General features: G+C 59.0%; 18 protein-coding genes and 1 tRNA gene. 14 read left to right on the forward strand and 5 right to left on the reverse strand.

Annotated elements, in window-relative coordinates; all coding sequences use genetic code 11:
- The first annotated feature begins 15 nt into the window (after positions 1 to 15).
- The 13 genes from trbB to L53_RS16765 all read left to right on the forward strand — a co-directional run bounded on the left by trbB (position 16) and on the right by L53_RS16765 (position 10,621).
- Complete coding sequence (gene trbB / locus L53_RS07175; RefSeq protein ID WP_034813633.1) at positions 16 to 996, forward strand: P-type conjugative transfer ATPase TrbB; 981 nt, start codon at positions 16 to 18, stop codon at positions 994 to 996.
- Positions 997 to 1,007: 11 nt separating this feature from the next.
- Positions 1,008 to 1,340 carry a TrbC/VirB2 family protein gene (locus tag L53_RS07180; RefSeq protein ID WP_034798591.1) on the forward strand — a complete coding sequence of 111 codons (333 nt, stop codon included), beginning with the start codon at positions 1,008 to 1,010 and terminating at the stop codon, positions 1,338 to 1,340.
- Positions 1,340 to 1,594 (forward strand): VirB3 family type IV secretion system protein, encoded by a 255-nt coding sequence (locus L53_RS07185; protein ID WP_034798589.1) that lies wholly within the window; start codon positions 1,340 to 1,342, stop codon positions 1,592 to 1,594. The genes L53_RS07180 and L53_RS07185 overlap by 1 nt, the downstream gene beginning before the upstream one ends.
- Positions 1,588 to 4,008 carry a conjugal transfer protein TrbE gene (gene trbE / locus L53_RS07190; RefSeq protein WP_034813635.1) on the forward strand — a complete coding sequence of 807 codons (2,421 nt, stop codon included), beginning with the start codon at positions 1,588 to 1,590 and terminating at the stop codon, positions 4,006 to 4,008. Before L53_RS07185 ends, trbE begins: the two co-directional genes overlap by 7 nt.
- A 10-nt stretch (positions 4,009 to 4,018) precedes the next feature.
- Positions 4,019 to 4,720, forward strand: a complete 702-nt coding sequence (gene trbJ, locus L53_RS07195; protein WP_034813637.1) for a P-type conjugative transfer protein TrbJ — start codon at positions 4,019 to 4,021, stop codon at positions 4,718 to 4,720.
- 6 nt (positions 4,721 to 4,726) lie between these two features.
- The gene (gene trbL / locus L53_RS07200; RefSeq protein WP_034813640.1) at positions 4,727 to 6,046 is read left to right on the forward strand and encodes a P-type conjugative transfer protein TrbL; all 1,320 of its coding nucleotides are present in this window, start codon (positions 4,727 to 4,729) and stop codon (positions 6,044 to 6,046) included.
- A gap of 4 nt (positions 6,047 to 6,050) precedes the next feature.
- On the forward strand, positions 6,051 to 6,746 hold the full coding sequence (trbF, locus tag L53_RS07205; protein ID WP_034813643.1) for a conjugal transfer protein TrbF: 696 nt from the start codon (positions 6,051 to 6,053) through the stop codon (positions 6,744 to 6,746).
- Positions 6,743 to 7,750, forward strand: coding sequence for a P-type conjugative transfer protein TrbG (gene trbG / locus L53_RS07210; protein ID WP_034813645.1), 1,008 nt, complete (start codon positions 6,743 to 6,745; stop codon positions 7,748 to 7,750). The genes trbF and trbG overlap by 4 nt, the downstream gene beginning before the upstream one ends.
- Entirely contained in the window at positions 7,747 to 9,003 is a 1,257-nt protein-coding gene (locus tag L53_RS07215; RefSeq protein WP_034813659.1) for a TrbI/VirB10 family protein, read from the forward strand. The genes trbG and L53_RS07215 overlap by 4 nt, the downstream gene beginning before the upstream one ends.
- The gene (locus L53_RS07220) at positions 9,003 to 9,239 is read left to right on the forward strand and encodes a DUF2274 domain-containing protein (RefSeq protein WP_084333211.1); all 237 of its coding nucleotides are present in this window, start codon (positions 9,003 to 9,005) and stop codon (positions 9,237 to 9,239) included. Before L53_RS07215 ends, L53_RS07220 begins: the two co-directional genes overlap by 1 nt.
- A 1-nt stretch (position 9,240) precedes the next feature.
- Complete coding sequence (locus L53_RS07225) at positions 9,241 to 9,552, forward strand: DUF736 domain-containing protein (RefSeq protein ID WP_034813662.1); 312 nt, start codon at positions 9,241 to 9,243, stop codon at positions 9,550 to 9,552.
- A 16-nt stretch (positions 9,553 to 9,568) separates the two neighbouring features.
- Positions 9,569 to 9,778, forward strand: coding sequence for a hypothetical protein (locus L53_RS07230; RefSeq protein WP_034813663.1), 210 nt, complete (start codon positions 9,569 to 9,571; stop codon positions 9,776 to 9,778).
- Between the two features lie 171 nt (positions 9,779 to 9,949).
- Entirely contained in the window at positions 9,950 to 10,621 is a 672-nt protein-coding gene (locus tag L53_RS16765) for a sce7726 family protein (protein WP_198019760.1), read from the forward strand.
- Here the strand turns inward: L53_RS16765 and L53_RS07240 are convergent.
- The 5 genes from L53_RS07240 to L53_RS07260 all read right to left on the reverse strand — a co-directional run bounded on the left by L53_RS07240 (position 10,539) and on the right by L53_RS07260 (position 15,082).
- Entirely contained in the window at positions 10,539 to 11,624 is a 1,086-nt protein-coding gene (locus L53_RS07240) for a beta family protein (protein ID WP_051607695.1), read from the reverse strand. The genes L53_RS16765 and L53_RS07240 overlap by 83 nt on opposite strands.
- A gap of 1 nt (position 11,625) precedes the next feature.
- Positions 11,626 to 12,891, reverse strand: coding sequence for an XRE family transcriptional regulator (locus tag L53_RS07245; RefSeq protein ID WP_034813677.1), 1,266 nt, complete (start codon positions 12,889 to 12,891; stop codon positions 11,626 to 11,628).
- On the reverse strand, positions 12,888 to 13,343 hold the full coding sequence (locus tag L53_RS07250; protein WP_198019761.1) for a hypothetical protein: 456 nt from the start codon (positions 13,341 to 13,343) through the stop codon (positions 12,888 to 12,890). The genes L53_RS07245 and L53_RS07250 overlap by 4 nt, the downstream gene beginning before the upstream one ends.
- Positions 13,344 to 13,474: 131 nt before the next feature.
- Positions 13,475 to 14,866 (reverse strand): tyrosine-type recombinase/integrase, encoded by a 1,392-nt coding sequence (locus L53_RS07255; protein ID WP_034813694.1) that lies wholly within the window; start codon positions 14,864 to 14,866, stop codon positions 13,475 to 13,477.
- 139 nt (positions 14,867 to 15,005) lie between these two features.
- Positions 15,006 to 15,082, reverse strand: a tRNA-Asp gene (locus L53_RS07260).
- A 159-nt stretch (positions 15,083 to 15,241) separates the two neighbouring features.
- Between L53_RS07260 and L53_RS07265 the strand changes: the two genes are divergently transcribed.
- On the forward strand, positions 15,242 to 17,542 hold the full coding sequence (locus tag L53_RS07265) for an AsmA family protein (protein WP_034813697.1): 2,301 nt from the start codon (positions 15,242 to 15,244) through the stop codon (positions 17,540 to 17,542).
- Positions 17,543 to 17,544 lie beyond the last annotated feature (2 nt).

Consider the following 17,544-nt stretch of genomic DNA (forward strand, 5'->3'; position numbering starts at 1 on the left):
GGACCACACGCTGTCATGTCTACCCCGCCCCAGCCCAGCGAAACCGAGACCCGCCGAACGGCGATGCTCCGCACGGCCTTTGACGGGCCGGTTGGCGCCGCACTGGCAGCACCTGACACGATCGAGATCCTCGCCAATCCCGACGGATCGGTCTGGGTCGAGAAGGCAGGCTTTGGTCTGCAGCGGGCTGCGGAGACTCTAGGCCGCGCCGAGCGCGAGCGGATCATCCGGCTGGTCGCTTCCTCCGTCGGTGAGGCCTGCGACCGGGCCTCACCCATTGTGTCGGCCGAACTGCCAGGCTCCGGCGAACGGTTCGAAGGCATCCTGCCGCCCGTCTCGGAAGCGCCCTGCTTTGCCATCCGCAAACCGGCAGGTCAGCCTATCGCGCTCGATACCTATGTCGAGACCGGTGCGCTGACGCCGGCGCTGTGTGTCGCGCTCAGGCAGGCGCTGGAAGACCGGCTTAACATTGTTGTCGCGGGCGGAACCTCGTCGGGCAAGACGACCTTCACCAATGCGCTCCTGTCTGAGCCCGCTCTGGCAGACGACCGGATTGTCATCCTGGAGGACACCCGCGAACTCCGTTGCACAGCCGATGATGTCACACAGCTTCGCACGCATCGCTCAGGCATCACCTTGCGCGACCTTGTCCGCTCGACCATGCGGCTCCGGCCCGACCGGATCATCGTCGGCGAAGTGCGCGGCGGCGAAGCGCTCGACCTTCTCAAGGCCTGGAATACCGGCCATCCGGGCGGGATCACCACGCTTCATGCGAACTCGGCGCTAGGCGGGATCACCCGGCTTGAACAGCTGGTCGAAGAAGCAACCAGCGCCCTGCCCTACGCCCTGATCGGCGAGGCGGTTGATGTAATCGTGTTCATGTCCCGCGCCAGTGGGTCGCGGCGCGTCGAGCAGGCCCTACGCATTACAGGCTTTGACGGCGCGGATTATCGCACCGAGCCGCTCGCCGCCCCCTTCATCAGCATCGTCAATTGAGGAGAGATTCCATGCACTATCACCAGATCAAGGCGCTCAATCGCAGCGTTCAGGCAGCAGCGCTAATTGCATCGGTCGGCCTGCTCGCCTTGCCGGCGCATGCCGCAGGCACCGGCATGCCCTGGGAAGGCCCGCTCGACCAGATCCTGCAATCGATCGAAGGCCCTGTCGCCCGGATTGTCGCGGTGATCATCATCACGCTGACCGGGCTGACGCTCGCATTCGGCGAGACCTCTGGCGGATTCCGCAAACTGATCCAGATCGTGTTCGGCTTGTCGATCGCCTTTGCGGCCACATCGTTCTTCCTGACCTTCTTCAGCTTCGGCGGCGGCGCGGTGCTCTGATGCTCGATGGCTACGAGATCCCCCTCCACCGCTCGCTCGCCGAACCCATCCTGATGGCCGGCGCGCCACGTTCGGCCGCCATCGCCATCGGGACGCTGTCAGCCGCTTTGGCCCTCGGCCTCCGGCTCTGGATACCGGGGCTTGTGGTCTGGGTGGCGGGACACTCGCTAGCCGTCCTCATGGCCCGGTCCGATCCGGATTTTCTCGCCGTCGCAATCCGGTCTGCCCGTCACAAGGAACATCTTTCATGCTGAACCTTTCCGAATACGCGGCGAAACCGGCACACCTCTCAGACTACCTCCCCTGGGCGTGCCTCGTCGCGCCGGGCGTCGTCCTCAACAAGGACGGCGCCTTCCAGACAAGCTTCCGCTATCGTGGCCCCGACCTTGAAAGCTCGACGGAAGCCGAACTCGTTGCAGTCACCGCACGGGTCAACAATGTGCTCCGCCGGTTCGGGTCCGGCTGGGCGCTTTTCTTCGAAGCGGTGCGGGCGGAAGCTATTGCGCTTGAAGAGAGTACTTTTGACTGTGCGGCGGCCTGGCTGATCGAGCAGGAACGGCGCGCTGCCGCCGAGGAGACCGGTGCCCGGTTCGAGAGTTTCTATTATCTGACCTTGCTCTGGCTTCCGCCCGCTGAGAAGGCCCTGATCGAGCGGCCGGAGAAACGTGACGGCGAGGACTGGCGCCAGCGGCTCGAACATTTCCAGACACGCGCCGCGCAGACGCTCGATCTTCTTGCGACGGCCCTGGATGAGATCCATCCGCTCTCGGACGAAGAGACGCTCACCTATCTCCATGCCTGTATATCGTCGAAACGGCACAACGTGCCGGTTCCGGAACTGCCAGTTTTTCTCGATGCGGTGCTCGCCGATGAAAGCTTCGCGGGCGGACTGGAGCCGCGGATTGGCGAGGCACACCTTGCGACGCTTACCCTGCTCGGCTTTCCGGCCTCGACCCTGCCCGGCATGCTGGATGAACTCAACCGCCTAGGCTTTTCCTATCGCTGGACGACGCGCTACATCGCGCTGGACAAGGCCGAAGCAGAGAAGCTTCTTGCGAAGAAGCGCCGGCACTGGTTTGCCAAACGCAAATCCGTTGGCGCGGTCCTTCGGGAGACGCTGTTCAACGAACAGGCCGCGCTTCTCGACAATGATGCCGACAACAAGGCACTGGACGCCGATGCGGCCCTGCAGGAGCTCGGTTCGGACCTCGTCTCCTACGGATATGTCACGACCACGCTGACACTGATGGGCGCCTCCCGCGAGGAAGTCGAGGAACGCACCCGCGCCGTCGAGCGGGTGATCAATGGGCGCGGGTTCACGACGATCCGCGAGACATTGAACGCCGTCGAAGCCTGGCTCGGCTCGCTGCCGGGCCATGTCTACGCCAATGTGCGCCAGCCGATCCTCCATACACTGAACCTCGCTCACCTCGTGCCGATCTCTTCAGTCTGGGCAGGTGATGCGTGGAACGATCACCTCGCAGATCGCGCGCTTATAGAGGCCCAGACCGAAGTCACCACGCCGTTCCGGCTCAACCTGCATGTCGGCGATGTCGGCCATACACTGATCATCGGCCCGACAGGCTCCGGCAAGTCGGTGCTCCTGTCGCTCCTCGCGGCGCAATGGCAACGATACGAGGACGCGCAGGCCTTCATCTTCGACAAGGGCCGTTCGGCGCGGGCGGTGACGCTCGCCATGGGCGGCACCTGGTTGCCGCTCGCGGGCGATGAGCGTCCGGCGCTGCAACCCCTGAAAGACATCGATACCGAGCGCGGCGCGAGCTTTGCCGCAGACTGGCTGCTCGGCCTGATCGAAGCCGAAGGCGTGACGGTCACGCCGGACCTGAAGTCCGTCTTGTGGGACGCGGTGCAGTCACTGGCTTCAGCGCCTGTTGCCGAACGGACGCTGACAGGGCTCAGCCTGATCCTGCAATCCGATACGTTGAAAGCGGCGCTCCATCCCTACACGCTGGAAGGCGCCCATGGGCACCTGCTCGACAGCGATGCTGAAGCGCTCGACTTGTCATCTGTAGCCTGTTTCGAGATGGACGAGCTGATGCAGACGCCGTCTGCGGTCGCGCCGGTCATTACTTATCTCTTCCACCGCGTGGAAGACCGGTTCGATGGCCGCCCAACCCTGCTTATCCTCGATGAGGCCTGGCTGTTCTTGGATCATCCGGTGTTTGCGGCGCGGCTGCGCGACTGGCTGAAGACGCTGCGCAAGAAGAATGTGGCCGTCGTGTTCGCAACCCAGTCGCTGGCCGACATTGAAGGCGCCTCCATTGCCCCGGCCCTGATCGAATCCTGCCCGACGCGGATCTTCCTGCCGAATGAGCGGGCACTCGAACCGACTGCCCAGGCGATCTATCGCCGCTTCGGGTTGAACGACCGCCAGATCGACATTCTCGCCAAGGCCATCCCGAAGCGGGACTATTACTATACCTCGCCGCTTGGCTGCCGACTCTTCGAGCTGGGCCTCGGCGAAGTCGCGCTTGCCTTCTGCGGCGCCGCCTCCCCTGCCGACCAGAAGCTCATGGATCAGTGTCTTGAGGCCGACGCGGAAGCGGGCTTCGCCCGGAGCTGGCTGGAGCTGAAACAGCTTGGCTGGGCCGCCGATCTGCTGGCCGAGCAGCCGAGCGCACCCCTCCCACAAATCGCTGCTGAATAGGAGCCCCCAAATGAAAGCCCTTCTGTCTTCCGTCGCGCTTGTTGCCATTCCGCTGTCTGGCCTGATGGCCCCGCCCGCCTCGGCGCAGCTTGCTGTCTACGACCCGGCCAACCACGCCCAGAACATCCTGCAGGCCGTGCGAGCGCTTCAGGAAATCGATAACCAGGTTCGCCAGCTCACCCATGAGATCGACATGATCGAGAAAATGGCGCGGGATTTGGAAACCCTGCCTGTCGAAGTTGCCCGCGCCATCATTGCCGACCGTATTCGGCGCATCAGCGAACTCATGCGCGATGCTGAAGGCATCGGGTACGGCGTGGAAGAGGTCGAGGACGAGTATGAGGACCTCTATCCCGAAACCTATGGCGATACGCCGCCTCAGTCCGATGTACTCGTAGAGGATGCGCGCGCCCGCTGGCGCCAGTCGCGTAGTGCCCACAAGCACACGCTCCTCATGGTCGCTGAGACCGTGCGTAACAATGCCGAGGATTCCGAGGCGCTCACTGGTCTCGTGGATGAAAGCCAGACCGCGATTGGCAACCTCCAGGCCCTGCAGGCCGGCAACCAGATCGGCGCGCTCTCGGCTGAGCAGCTGATCCAGATGGAGGCGCTGATGGCCGCCCATTACCGGGCCATAGCCTTCGACCGGGCACGTGAGCTTGAAGAGGCCGAACGCGGCCGGGCCCGCCTTAAATCCTTCCTCGGAGACTGACCCGTCATGGAAGAGATGGGCGTCATCGACCGGTTCCTCGAAACCTTCATTGCCTATATCGATTCAGGCTTCGGCCTCCTTGCCGGCGATGTCGCTTACCTGACAACCACACTGATAGTCATAGACATCACGCTCGCCGGTCTCTTCTGGGCGCTGTCGCAGAATGCCGACGTCATGTCGGGCCTCCTCAAGAAGGTGCTCTATGTCGGCTTCTTCGCCTTCATCATCGGCAACTTCACCCTGCTCGCCAACATCGTGTTCGAGAGCTTCGCGAGCCTCGGTGTGAAGGCGGGCTCCAGCACGCTGACGGCAGGCGACCTTATGCGACCGGGCTATATTGCCGGGGTCGGGTTCGAGGCGGCAGAACCCTTGCTGGCCGAAATCGGCGACATGCTTGGTCCAATCAGCTTCTTTCACAATTTTATCCTGATCGCTGTCATGTTCCTGGCCTGGGCGATCATCCTCGTCGCCTTCTTCGTGCTCGCGGTTCAGCTCTTCGTGGCGATCCTGGAATTCAAGCTGACGACGCTGGCCGGGTTCGTACTGATCCCGTTCGCGCTCTGGAACAAGACCAGCTTCCTCGCTGAACGCGTGCTCGGCAATGTCGTCACCTCGGGCATCAAGCTGATGGTGCTCGCTATCGTCGTCGGGATCGGCTCAACGCTCTTTGCTTCGATCACGGATGCTTTCACCGGGCCGGGCGATACGACTCTGGCGCAAGTGATGGGCACCGTGCTTGCCGCCATCGTCTTTCTCTGGATGGGTGTGTTCGCGCCGGGAATTGCGTCAGGCCTTGTCACCGGGGCGCCGCAGCTTGGCGCCGGTTCGGTCGTCGGCACAACAGCCGCTGTGGGTGCGGGCGCGATCCTCGCAGGCACAGGCACAGTCGCTGCTGGACGCGCCGCAATTGGCGGGGCGTCGGCAGCGGTCAAGGCCGGGGCCTCAATGTCGGGCGCGGCTCGCACCTCGTATGACCTTGGACGGCTTGGTTCCGGCGCCACCGGCTGGCGCGGGCATCTCGCTGGAGCCACAGGTATGGCGCAGGCTGGCTCGGACGCCATGCGGCGCATGGCCGGACGGCCCTTGCAAGGCGCCCGAAATGCTTACAGGCGCGGCAGTGAAGCCGCCTTTGCGGCAACCGGCGGGAGCACAGCATCTACAGGCGTCAGCGATGCCGGAATCAGCGGTTCAAGCCCGGCCTGGGCCCGGCGCCTGCGCACAGAACAACGCCTGCAGCATGCCGGCGCGATCACTGTGCACGCTCTGAAAGATGGCGACCGCGGCATGGCTGGCGAGAACCCGAAACTTCAAAGAGACGAGGACTGATCCCATGTTCAGGCGAACTTCCACCCATTACGGGCAAAGCCCGCATCCCGAAACGCCCTACCAGAAGGCCGGCCAGGTCTGGGATGACCGGATAGGCTCAGCCCGGGTCCAGGCGAAGAACTGGCGGCTCATGGCGCTCGGTCTGCTCGGACTTCTGGCCGCTTCGTCTGCCGCGCTGGTCTGGCGCAGCCTGCAATCGACGGTGACGCCGTATGTCGTGGAAGTGGACGATACCGGCGCGGTCAAAGCGGTTGGCCCCGCCCTCGCCAATTACGACCCGACCGATGCACAGGTCGCCCATCACCTCGCCAACTTCATCTCCGATGTCCGCAGTCTTTCCATCGATCCGGTCATTGTCCGGCAGAACTGGTTGGCGGCCTATGACTATGTGACCGACAAGGCCGCCATCACGCTCAGCGATTATGCCCGCGACAATGACCCCTTCGCCGAGATCGGACGTCGCTCGCGCAGTGTCGATGTCGTAAGTGTCGTCCGCGTCTCGGACGAGTCCTTCCAGGCGCGCTGGCTTGAGAAGACCTACGAGAATGGCGCGCTGACCGGCGTCAAACGGTTCACCGGCCTCTTCACCCTGATCCACTCCCCGCCGCGCGATGCGCCGACGCTCCGCGCCAACCCGCTCGGCCTCTACATCCACAGCCTCAATTGGGGCGAAGACCTTATCACAGGAGACAACCCATGATCCGCACTCTCACACTGGTATCCACACTGGCCCTTACCACCGCCTGCGCCAGCGTTCCGGAGGCCGCGCCGATCGAGCCGGAACTGTTTGTCGCCGCCGCGCAGGTCGAGGACGCAGAGCCCCGTCCTGTCGAGATCGTCGAAACACCAACACCTTTGCCGCTTCCCGGCCAGATGAAACCGGTCGACGGGGTCAAGCGCACGGTAACCCGTGTCTATACCTCGCCCTCCGAGACGATCCGCAAGGGCACTTCAGAAGCCCGGATCGAACCGTCCGTGGACGGCTATGTAAATGCCATTCAGGTCTATCCCTATACAGAAGGGGCGCTGTACAGATTGTATGCCGCGCCGGGACAGGTCTCCGACATTGCGCTGCAGCCCGGCGAGACGCTGGTCTCTGTCTCGGCTGGCGATACGGTGCGCTGGATTGTGGGAGATACATCCTCCGGTTCAGGCGGAACAGCACGCGCACATGTTCTGGTCAAACCGATCGGCGCCGGCCTCTCGACCAATCTCATGATTGCGACAGACCGGCGGACCTATCATCTGGAACTGGAGAGCGGTGACGGCACCTATATGGCGGCGTTGTCTTGGCGTTATCCGGCCGACGAGCTCTCGCAACTCATCTCTCGCAACAGCGCAGCGCTCGCGCGGGAAGAGACATCAATCATGCCGGGTGTTGCACTCGACCGGCTGGACTTTGATTACCTGATCGATGGTGACCGTCCAGACTGGCGACCCGTCCGCGTGTTTGATGATGGGCGGCAGGTTTTCATCCAGATGCCGGAAGGGTTGTCGACTATGGAGGCCCCGCCCCTCTTTGTCCTTGGCGCTTCTGGCGAGGCCGAACTCGTCAATTATCGCCTCAAGGGCAATTACTACATTGTCGATCATCTCTTCCGGGCCGCTGAGCTTCGCCTTGGTGAGAAATCCCAGACCGTCGTCCGGATCCGCAAACGCGAACCACGTTCCGGTTTGGCAAGTCTGTTCGGGAGCAAGGGATGAGCGAGCCAGCCCCTTTCCCGAAGCAGGCGGATGCGTTGAAACTACGGGCACGCCCCCGCCCCGTCACCCGCATCAACCGGAAAGTCCTGATGATCGGCGCTGGGCTTGGCGTAATGGGTCTCTTCGCCGCCGCCTCGATTGCGCTCGATCCGCCGAAAGCTGTTGATCCGGCAGATCGTCAGGAACTCTACAACACCTCGACTAAGCGCGCGCCGGATGGGCTGGCAGACCTTCCCTCCTCCTACGCGACCTGGACGCCTTCGCCGGACACGCCCCGGCTTGGGGCGCCGCTCGCCGGCGATCTTGGCGGCACCATGGTGTCGGAAGAGAAAGAATGGGGCCTGGATCCGGACTGGAATGTGGCCCCCACGGAGGATTTTCGGCCCTCGCTCGAAGATGAAGCCTTGCGCGCTGAACGCCTTGTCGCGGCCAAGCTTGCCGACGCGGCAGGAAAATCCTCCGTGTTCTTCGATATAGGCGCGGGCACGAGCATCGAGCCCGCATCCTTGCCGTCTGCCGAACTTCCAGCCTCGCTCGGCTCTGAACTGCTGGCACTCGCGGGCCAGGGCGCAGGCGGCTTGCCGACAGGTTTCGACAGCGATGAGAACCTTCAAGCCCGCAAGATCGCGTTCGCCGACGAGGAGCGAGAGGGCTCGATGTACAACCCGCGTGATCTCGAGACGCCTGTCTCGCCCTATCAGGTCATGGCCGGCACACTCATCCCGGCCTCGCTGGTCACAGGGCTGAACTCCGACTTGCCAGGCACTGTGGTTGGCCAGGTTACCCAGCCGGTCTATGACACGGTGAGTGGGCGATATCTGCTGATCCCGCAGGGGGCTCGGCTCATCGGACGTTACCAGTCGGAAGTCTCGTTCGGTCAGCAACGTGCGCTACTGGTCTGGGACAGGATCATCTTCCCGGATGGTGGTTCTGTTCAGATTTCGGAACCCTCGGCCGACAAACAGGGCTTTGCGGGTCTCGCCGACCGAACAGATCATCATTGGAGCCGCGTGTTCGCCGCAGCGGGTCTTGCGACCCTTTTGGGTATCGGGTCGGAGCTTGGCTCAGATGATGACGACATTGAGCGGGCCATCCGGCGCGGGTTCGGGGATAGTGTCTCCGAAGCGGGCTCGCGCGTCGTTGATCGCAATCTCGGCATCCAGCCGACACTGCGTATCCGGCCGGGCTGGCCGGTCCGCGTGATCGTCACGCGCGACCTTGTTCTGAAACCCTATTCTGACGGAGGACGCTAATGGTGCTTCGTATCGCCCAGCTACCAGACCGCACACCGGTCAAACTCACGCTCTCTGTCGACCCCGATCTTGCTTTGGCCCTCGAGGATTACGCGGCGATCTATGCCGACACCTATGGGGCTAAAGAAAAACCCGAGACCCTGGCTCCCGCCATGCTGGAAATGTTTCTCGCAGGCGATGCCGGGTTCAAGCGGGCCCGCAAGGCCCTTCATGCCAAAGCCAGCAAAGGAGCTTGATATGGCAACCATCGGAACCTTCAGCCAGAAGGAAGGCAAGTGGACCGGCACGATCCGGACCATGACAATCAATGTGAAAGCGCAGATGGTGCCTGTCGCCGAGCCGGTCGAGGATGGCCCGGCCTTTCGCATCTTTGCAGGCGGCGCAGAACTCGGCGCCGCCTGGCGCGAGGAGAGCAAGGATGGCGAGACGCCTTACCTTGCCGTGAAGCTCGATGATCCGGGCTTCGACAAGCCGATCCGGGCGGCCTTCTTCGAAAAGGAAGAGGATGGCAGCGGCGTGCTGGTCTGGAACCGGCAGAAGCTGAACTAAGCCCTTGAAGGACGGCATGAAATCCGCGGACACTGGCGATATCGAGGACGCCCTCGATATCGCTGCGCGGATCATTGACCGCTTTGGATACCGCTATTGGCCAATCTTTGAGCGCTTAGAGGCAGAGCTCGAAAACCGCACCAGTCGCGAAATGCGGATTCAGGCCAGGCTAAACCCGGCCATGACGGAAACCAACCAATCCGGGCAGCCATCTCGCTATCAATAAGGACCTATATCGGTACTTTCAGCGCTTTTCATTTAGCATTTGACGGAACGCCCGATGACGCACCGGCTTCATGCCGCATCGACAATGGGTCACCCGCCATGCAAACCAAAGATTGGAAATTATTCTGGCCGGCCGCCCTGTTAACGCCATGGAGATGGGGACCCGTCAATCTTGGAAAAATCGATTCGCACCATCAAACTCAGCCGTTTGGGCAGTACTGCAATGCACAAAGACCATCACATCCGGAATGCGCTCCACTCAAAGAAGCTGAGCCATCTCAAGCAATGCCGTGATACGCTTGTCATCGATGAGCTCGGCTTGTCCCATGCACGAAGCCGTATCGATATAGCCGTCCTGAATGGCACGCTTCACGGCTACGAAATTAAGAGCGAAGCCGACAATCTGGACCGATTTGAATTGCAATTGCAGACGTATAGCCAAGCGCTAGGCCGCCTCACATTCGTTTGCGCAACAAAGCATGTGCAAACCGTGCTCGAACATGCACCCAACTGGTGTGGCGTGATGGAAGCGCGACGCGGCGCACGCGGGGCAGTCCTTTTTTCAACACTCCGGCGCGCCAGCTCAAATCCGCACCTCGACACAGAAGTTCTTGCTCGTTTGCTGTGGCGCGATGAAGCCGTAAAGTTGCTCATAACCAAAGGGATACCAGCATCCGGTTTACGCGGCCCTCGCCGGGAGCTTTATACCTTGATTTCAGATGTGTGCTCCAAGAACGAGATCTTGTCCGAAATCAAGATGGCTATGCGCCAGCGTGAAAACTGGCGAGATCGTCCAGTACGACTGTCATATGATGACTTATCCCTACATGTTTCCAGCGCGTGAGATTGCTGGTGCCCTCAGAGCGCGCCGCGCATTGGGTAATGTAGTGGTCTCCGAATGAGTATGAAGATCCTTTGAATTCAGAAAGCAGAACGATTGCATCGCAATGACCATACATTTGATCACGGTTGTCGCGAAAAGAACCTCCCTTTTCGACGTGCCAGGAATTGTCAGTGGCATAAATGACTTTTCCTGCGGGTTTCACCATGCGCATATCCATCGCGACGAATCCAGGATGGGTAATTGTATAGTCGCCGAAATTCGGCAGGCGCCCAACAGACGGTAGTGAGCCGATTAGCGACTTATAGAATATCCAGTGATTTCTCGGAATCGACGACGCCCCCGTTGCGATACCTGCCATACTCTCGGGAAAACCTGTACCAATGAGCGCAAAGTTCCTGAATTGCTCAAGGATAGGAAAAGCCCGGAATTGGGCGAGAAGAGCATTAACGAACGGCACGAGCGGGTCGTAGTTTGGCGCCTCAATATCGACCAACAGGTCGGTCTCACTGATGTCGCATCCGACAGCATTCAATACCGCCAAGGAACGCGCAACCTTGTCAGGGTGGATCAGATCCACGAGCGTTAATCGCAATCCAAGTCCGAGTTGATCTTTCGAGACGATATCACCGATCACTTTTAGCGTGGCCAACGGCATATCGAGGGACGCAACGGGAATAGCTGTCGCCCTATCGTCGCGGAGGCCATCAAAGACGTACTGGTAGGTGACACGACCATCATCCATAAGTGCTTCTCTAAGAGTGGGATGAAGGTCGACCCAACACGGCCGGGTTCCCCATTTCTTTTTGAGACGCGTTGCGAAAGGATGGACATGTTGATGCGGCGTCTTTTTCGGAACACCCAGTTCGAAATCGAATTCGAGCGGGGGAATTGTGACGAGAGGGCAGATTCGATCTTTACGATCCTCAGGAAGGAAGAGCAAAGATTGATACTCCGCCTGCCGCCAACGCAATGATGGCGTGTAATCTTGGATATCGAGCTTCACCTTAGCCCTCCTCGAATTGGCGGTGCACTTCGCCCTGTCCGACCAGGTCGGTCAGGATGGTGTAGTCATTTCGTTCTCGGCGTATCCGGCCTGCGAGAATGCTAGGATGAATATTGAGCCGCTCGGCATCCAACCGGACAGCATCTGCCGATAAAGCGAAGCGGGAAAGGCAGGCCGCCCAGCTTTCCGGTGGAACGAGCATGTCCAGCGCAAAATTGTCCGCTTCCTTTTCGAGTATGTCATCGCCCGTTGGCCCTTCTTCATCAAAGAAATCAAAATGCGTGTGGTCAAATAAATGTCGAAAGACGTGCCCCAGCTCATGAAGAAGAACGAACCAAAAATTATCCAGCCGATCGAAACGCAACGTAAGCGCCACGATGGGATTGTCTGAAAGAGACAGCATCGCTGCCCCATCCAGGTACGAGCCCGGGAGATGTGGTTCGATTACAAGAACAACCCCGTGGCGCCACAACATATCCGCTGCTTTTGACGGGCCCTCATCATCAGCTGACAGACCAACCAGTTCCTTCACCCAATTTTCATTGTGATCAAAATCGGGTAGCTGCGACACATTCGTTTTCTGGCGCGCAAGGTCTAGAACTCTGACCTGCCACGCCAGCAACGCAATTTCGTCCGGAAGATTCTTGCCGCGGAGTTTTTTCCTATGGTGAGCACCGGCAATAGCACCTCCCGCAACGGTCTCTACATAGGCCCGCGCTCCTGCTACCAGGCTTTGTCCGAGTTCCGGCTTGAACCAACTTCGCCGAACCATCTCCTTCACAGGAAACTTGTCCCATGCGACATCGTCGAGACTTCTCCACGTCAAGACACCCCCGGATTGTTCGTCATTGGAAGAAAAGGATTGAGCGACCTGTACGCCCAGCACATCTGCGAGCTCAATCAGTCTCGAAAGAGAAGCGCCCAGATAACCGTTCGCTTCATACCGTTGAACTTGCTGTTGTTTCATGTCTAGCATCGCGGCGAGCTCAGTCTGGCTCCACCCTTTTGCAATTCGAGCCTGGACAAGAATTCTGGGCAAATCCGCCAGAGAATAACTTTCGGAAAAGGCGATCTGACGATCCCGAAGCAACTCGTATTCCTGAATTTCTACCTCGATATCCGCGATCTGGCTCTTGAGAGCATCGGCCTCAATTTTCGCAATCCATGAATTGGGGTCGTCGGTCGTCGTCTGGCACTGATCAAGAGCAGCACGGAGACGTTCCAGTTCACGCTTTGCTACCGATAGCTGTTTGTTGCTAAGTATCATACCGCGCTCCGGCCCAATGTGGGATCAGTCGAGAGATCGATGAGGAGGATGCCTTTTGCGTCCCCGGAAAATCGATCGACCTGAAAGAAGTCCACGAACGCCTGCCCGCAGCCGCCCTCAATCAGCGAGGAGGGGAAAAACTCTCCCTTGAACGCAGCCTTCTGCGCCGCACGGCCATTCGAAAAATCTTTGAAAATAGGATCGAGAAGACGCTCCTGTACTCCTGAAGGATCCCAACACGCATCGAAATCGCCAGGTCTCGGTTTCGATGTTACAAAGCTCCCATCCACATAAACGCGCTGACAACCAGCTACGCTTAGCTGCTTCACCCCGACGACCAGTCCCTCAAATAGCTGACGACGATATCGGCTTGCAGCGTACACGGCTTTCACTTCCTCCAGAGTTGCCTGGTGAACTCCGGCCGGAAGCACCTTCCACGGCGAACCGCTCAACGAGACTAAATCCGGAATCATTGCTTACAACAATAATGTTGTATAGAAGGTATTGCAAGACAAATCAGGAACATATTCACCTCTACAGAGAGTTCTCGGCCTATTTGCACCATTTTGGATTTAATTTTCGCTTACAGGCCAAGGCTTGCTGGCCGATCAAACAGATCCGACGAAAAAGGATGTGCGATCTTCTTGAGCGCGTCGCGCCTGTACGCCAACGATCCGCCCTGACCGTACTCCGGTCGATTGTTCTTATGACCCATCAGGGCGCAGCGCAGCCCATAGTCGAGCCCCCCTTCGAGCATACGGTCTTCAAAAGCGTGCCGGAAAGAATAGATGACGTGATCCTTGCTTGGCAGGAGTTTGCGCTGGTTAAACGCTTTCAGCAGATTGGCGGATACGAGCGTGTTTCGATCATAATAATGATCGAACCCATGGGGACACAGCTTCATCGCTGGTAAGGCCACTCCGACAAGCGGTATCTGGCGCTCGGAGTCTCCGGTCTTCAATTCACGGTTTTGTTCAGGTCTGATCAGGATATGCGGCACGTCGTGGTCGAGACGGATATCTTCCGGCCGGAGATTCACGATCTCGCTGGGACGCGCACCGGTCTCAATGAGCAGGTAGATAATCGCCCGCAATTCGATGCGTAGTCCATTGAACAGACCTGGCACAAGAATGCGGTCGCGTACCCACTCATCGCTGAAGGCGGCACGCTTTGCCGTGGATTTCCCCGCAAAGAAAAAGTCGCGGAACGGGTCCTCGATATCTGTGATGCCGCGGTACTTGAAATAGCGCTTGCGGAGCGAACGGATATTGCCGATATGCCTGTTGGCCGTATTCGGCGTGATCGGACTGGAACCGTCTTTCTGTGGCAGCATACGGGATTGCCACCAATCCCTGTACCGCGTCGCGACGTCCCTTGAGATGTCGATCAACGGGATGTCGCCTTCGCGCTCAATGAAGTAGCCGATCGAGGTTCTCTTGGTTTTCTCCCATGCGTATCGCTGGGCTTCGGACTTGTTGTATTGGTCATCGAATGCGATCTTGGAGACGTACAGTTCGAAGGCTTCAGAGACTGTCGTGCGATCCTTGGCTTCCGGCGCCCCGCCAAGCAAGGCTTCCGCTTTTTCTTCCGTCGCAGCGCCGCTCCTGTCCACCTCCTTGAGCCGAGCGATGATTTCTTCAATGTCTGGCAAGGAGGCGATCTCTTCGACGGGTCGATAGACAAACCCTTCAGCCATGGCTCTGGCGACGCCCGCGCGATGACGTTCGCTCGCCGCCCGGTTTTTTGCTCGTTCGCCCCCCTCGGCCTGCAAGGCAAGACTGCACCAAAGAGCATCATCAGCTTCTGCCAGCCCGTTGCGTCGCATCATGGCGACTTCCTGCGACTGCGTTCGCAGCGCGACCTGGATCAGCCCACGCTTGTCGACATCTTTGAATCTTTTTGGAACACGCCTGACATAATGCCACCAGCCGCCGCGATCCTTTAGAAATTTTGATCCAAGTGAGAAATGCTTCATCGTCGTTTGTAGTGCAAAAAGTTTGCGTTTTGTGGTGCAAACAGTAGTGCAAAACCGGCGAGAGAACCTGGAGAACCCGAAGATTCTCCAGTATTTTCAATGATTTCAAGGGATCTGGACGGTTCCATTTCCGGAGAAATGGCGCGAGTGACGGGGCTCGAACCCGCGACCTCCGGCGTGACAGGCCGGCACTCTAACCAGCTGAGCTACACCCGCGCATTTCCTTGCCGAAACTCGGCGAAGCGCTTCTCTATTAAACCCGGCATGGCGGGTCAAGCGGGGAACTTCACGCGAATTTGCACTTTTCTGTATAAAGCTGTCATTCCCAAGCCATATTCCCATATCAGGTTAGACTCCCAGTCCTGAGGTTATTCCATGAAGCGCGTTCTCCTAATTGTTTCCGGCATCGTAGCACTGCTGATTATCGCAGCCTTTTCAGTGCCCTTCTTCATTCCGAAATCGGTTTACAAGAATCAGATTGAGAATGCGGCGACCAACGCGTTGCAACGTGACGTGACGCTCGCAGGCGATGTGAAAATATCCGTGTTTCCGCGCATATCGGCCTCGGTCGAACAGGTGAGCGTTGCCAATCCCGACGGATTTGCCACACCGAACATGATTGAGGCAGGTGCGTTGCGCGGCTCGGTCAAATGGATGCCGCTGCTGTCGCGCCGCGTGGACGTGCAGGAAATCGCCTTCGTGGATGCAGATGTGTTCCTTCAGCGCAAAGCCGGTGGAAATACGAACTGGGAGTTCGCCTCTTCAGAAGCGGCATCGCCACCATCTGAAGGGACAAATGGTTCATTCGATGCGGGAATCGAATCGGCAATCCTCAAGAACGCTTCGCTCACCTTTCAGGACGACCAATCTGGCGAAACATACAAATTGTCCGAACTCGACCTGGAAGCATCTCTGCGAGGCATGGACCAGCCTCTCAGTGCGACAGCCAGCGGCCGGTTTCAGGAGCAAGCCTTCACCGTCGACATCTGGCTGGATGCGCCCGAAGCGCTCACCCGTAATTTGCCCGCTCAGGCCCGGCTGGATTTGGCATCCGACCTGGCAAACATCAAATACGATGGCAGCGTCCAACTTGGTGACGCACCGAGTATGGACGGCGCATTCGAAGCCGTGGTGGCAAATCTGGCCGCGCTTACACAGAGATTCGAATTGGATGTGCCGGCACGCTCAGCCCTGGGTCGTTTACAAGTTGCTGGCAAGGCGTCCGGCGCGCTCACCTCCCCGTCACTTACCGAACTCATATTGACCCATGACAGTGATCTGTTGAGCGCGTCATATGAGGGATCCGTTTCGCTCAATGGTGATGGGACTGTTGCCGGCACCCTCTCCATCGCCAGCGACAGAATGCGTGACTTGCTGAGCGCTGCGGCAATTGAACTGGCCCCGGGTGATACACTCCAGACCTTCGCCGTCTCCGGTACGGCAAACGGCACATTCAAGTCCGTCATGGTCAACAATTTGAACCTGTCGCTAGATGCATTGAGGGGCACCGGACAGGCGGGGATTGATGTGTCGGCGACAACACCGCGCATTATCGGCGATCTCAGCGTACCCGCTCTGGACCTCACACCCTTTATGGGAGAGTCAGATCCGGAGAAGACCACACAGGGAATTCAGCCATGGAGTGATGAAACGCTCGAACTGTCCGGGCTGAAATCAGTGAACGCAAACCTCAGCCTTGAGGTCGGATCGCTTACCATTGGTGATGTCGAACTGACCGATGCTGTCATGGACGTCGACCTGATCGATGGCTTGCTGACAGCAGACTTGTCGCAATTCAAAGCCTTCAGCGGAAATTGGTTGGGCAAGCTGACTGTGGATGCCCGACCCGCAACACCGAAAGTCGGCTTCGACATGCAGGGCCAGAATGTTGCCGTCGCAAATCTGCTCGGAACGTTGGCCGGATTCGACAGCCTCACAGGAACAGGACAATTCAAGGTTTCTGCGCAGTCGTCTGGTACATCCATTGACGCAATCATGCAGGCAATTGACGGAGAGGTCTCCACGAGCCTTTCGGATGGTGTTGTCAAAGGCCTGAATGTTGCAGCCTTGGTACGAAGCGCCTCCTCTCTCAAGCAGGCCATAGCGACAGGCTCGATTCAGGAACTCAATTTTGGCGAAGCCTTATCGCAGAATGCCGAGACTGATTTTTCGAGCTTCAACACTGTTTTGAAAGTGAATGACGGCGTTGCGAATGTGGATGTGATGAAACTGCTGAGTCCCATTCTGGGCGTAGATGGGACCGGACAGATCAATCTGGCAGGACAGTCCATGGACCTGCGCCTTGCAACCAGTGTGGACAAATCGGCCCAAGGTCAGGGCAGCGTGGTGCAATTGAACGGCATTCCAGTTCCGATCCGCATATCGGGCGCGTGGACGAATCCGAAAGTCACACCAGATCTGAGCGGCGTAAGCTCTGCGTTCAAGGCAGAGTTGGGCTCCCGTGTGTTGGAAGAGCTTGGTGTCTCCAACTCAGCAGGCTCCGGCAGCACCGAAGATGTCATCGGCGGACTCCTTGGCATCAAGAAGCCTGACCCAGAAGCTCCGACGGACGACGCGCCTGCCGAGACATCTGCTGAAGATGTAGCGATCAAAGCGCTCGGCGGCTTGTTGAACAATCGCAAGAAAAAAGAGGCCGACACTTCAAACGAAAACTGAAA

Origin of the sequence: Hyphomonas sp. L-53-1-40 (assembly GCF_000682775.1) — a bacterium.
GTDB lineage: Bacteria > Pseudomonadota > Alphaproteobacteria > Caulobacterales > Hyphomonadaceae > Hyphomonas.

What these genes read in the sequence shown, in the direction of transcription:
- trbJ (WP_034813637.1), top strand. Translation starts at nt 4,019, where the DNA reads ATGAAAGCCCTTCTGTCTTCCGTCGCGCTTGTTGCCATTCCGCTGTCT.
- L53_RS07225 (WP_034813662.1), top strand. Translation starts at nt 9,241, where the DNA reads ATGGCAACCATCGGAACCTTCAGCCAGAAGGAAGGCAAGTGGACCGGC.
- trbF (WP_034813643.1), top strand. Translation starts at nt 6,051, where the DNA reads ATGTTCAGGCGAACTTCCACCCATTACGGGCAAAGCCCGCATCCCGAA.
- L53_RS07265 (WP_034813697.1), top strand. Translation starts at nt 15,242, where the DNA reads ATGAAGCGCGTTCTCCTAATTGTTTCCGGCATCGTAGCACTGCTGATT.
- L53_RS07215 (WP_034813659.1), top strand. Translation starts at nt 7,747, where the DNA reads ATGAGCGAGCCAGCCCCTTTCCCGAAGCAGGCGGATGCGTTGAAACTA.
- L53_RS07245 (WP_034813677.1), bottom strand. Translation starts at nt 12,891, where the DNA reads ATGATACTTAGCAACAAACAGCTATCGGTAGCAAAGCGTGAACTGGAA.
- trbE (WP_034813635.1), top strand. Translation starts at nt 1,588, where the DNA reads ATGCTGAACCTTTCCGAATACGCGGCGAAACCGGCACACCTCTCAGAC.
- L53_RS07230 (WP_034813663.1), top strand. Translation starts at nt 9,569, where the DNA reads ATGAAATCCGCGGACACTGGCGATATCGAGGACGCCCTCGATATCGCT.
- L53_RS07185 (WP_034798589.1), top strand. Translation starts at nt 1,340, where the DNA reads ATGCTCGATGGCTACGAGATCCCCCTCCACCGCTCGCTCGCCGAACCC.
- L53_RS07180 (WP_034798591.1), top strand. Translation starts at nt 1,008, where the DNA reads ATGCACTATCACCAGATCAAGGCGCTCAATCGCAGCGTTCAGGCAGCA.
- trbB (WP_034813633.1), top strand. Translation starts at nt 16, where the DNA reads ATGTCTACCCCGCCCCAGCCCAGCGAAACCGAGACCCGCCGAACGGCG.
- trbL (WP_034813640.1), top strand. Translation starts at nt 4,727, where the DNA reads ATGGAAGAGATGGGCGTCATCGACCGGTTCCTCGAAACCTTCATTGCC.
- trbG (WP_034813645.1), top strand. Translation starts at nt 6,743, where the DNA reads ATGATCCGCACTCTCACACTGGTATCCACACTGGCCCTTACCACCGCC.
- L53_RS07220 (WP_084333211.1), top strand. Translation starts at nt 9,003, where the DNA reads ATGGTGCTTCGTATCGCCCAGCTACCAGACCGCACACCGGTCAAACTC.
- L53_RS07255 (WP_034813694.1), bottom strand. Translation starts at nt 14,866, where the DNA reads ATGAAGCATTTCTCACTTGGATCAAAATTTCTAAAGGATCGCGGCGGC.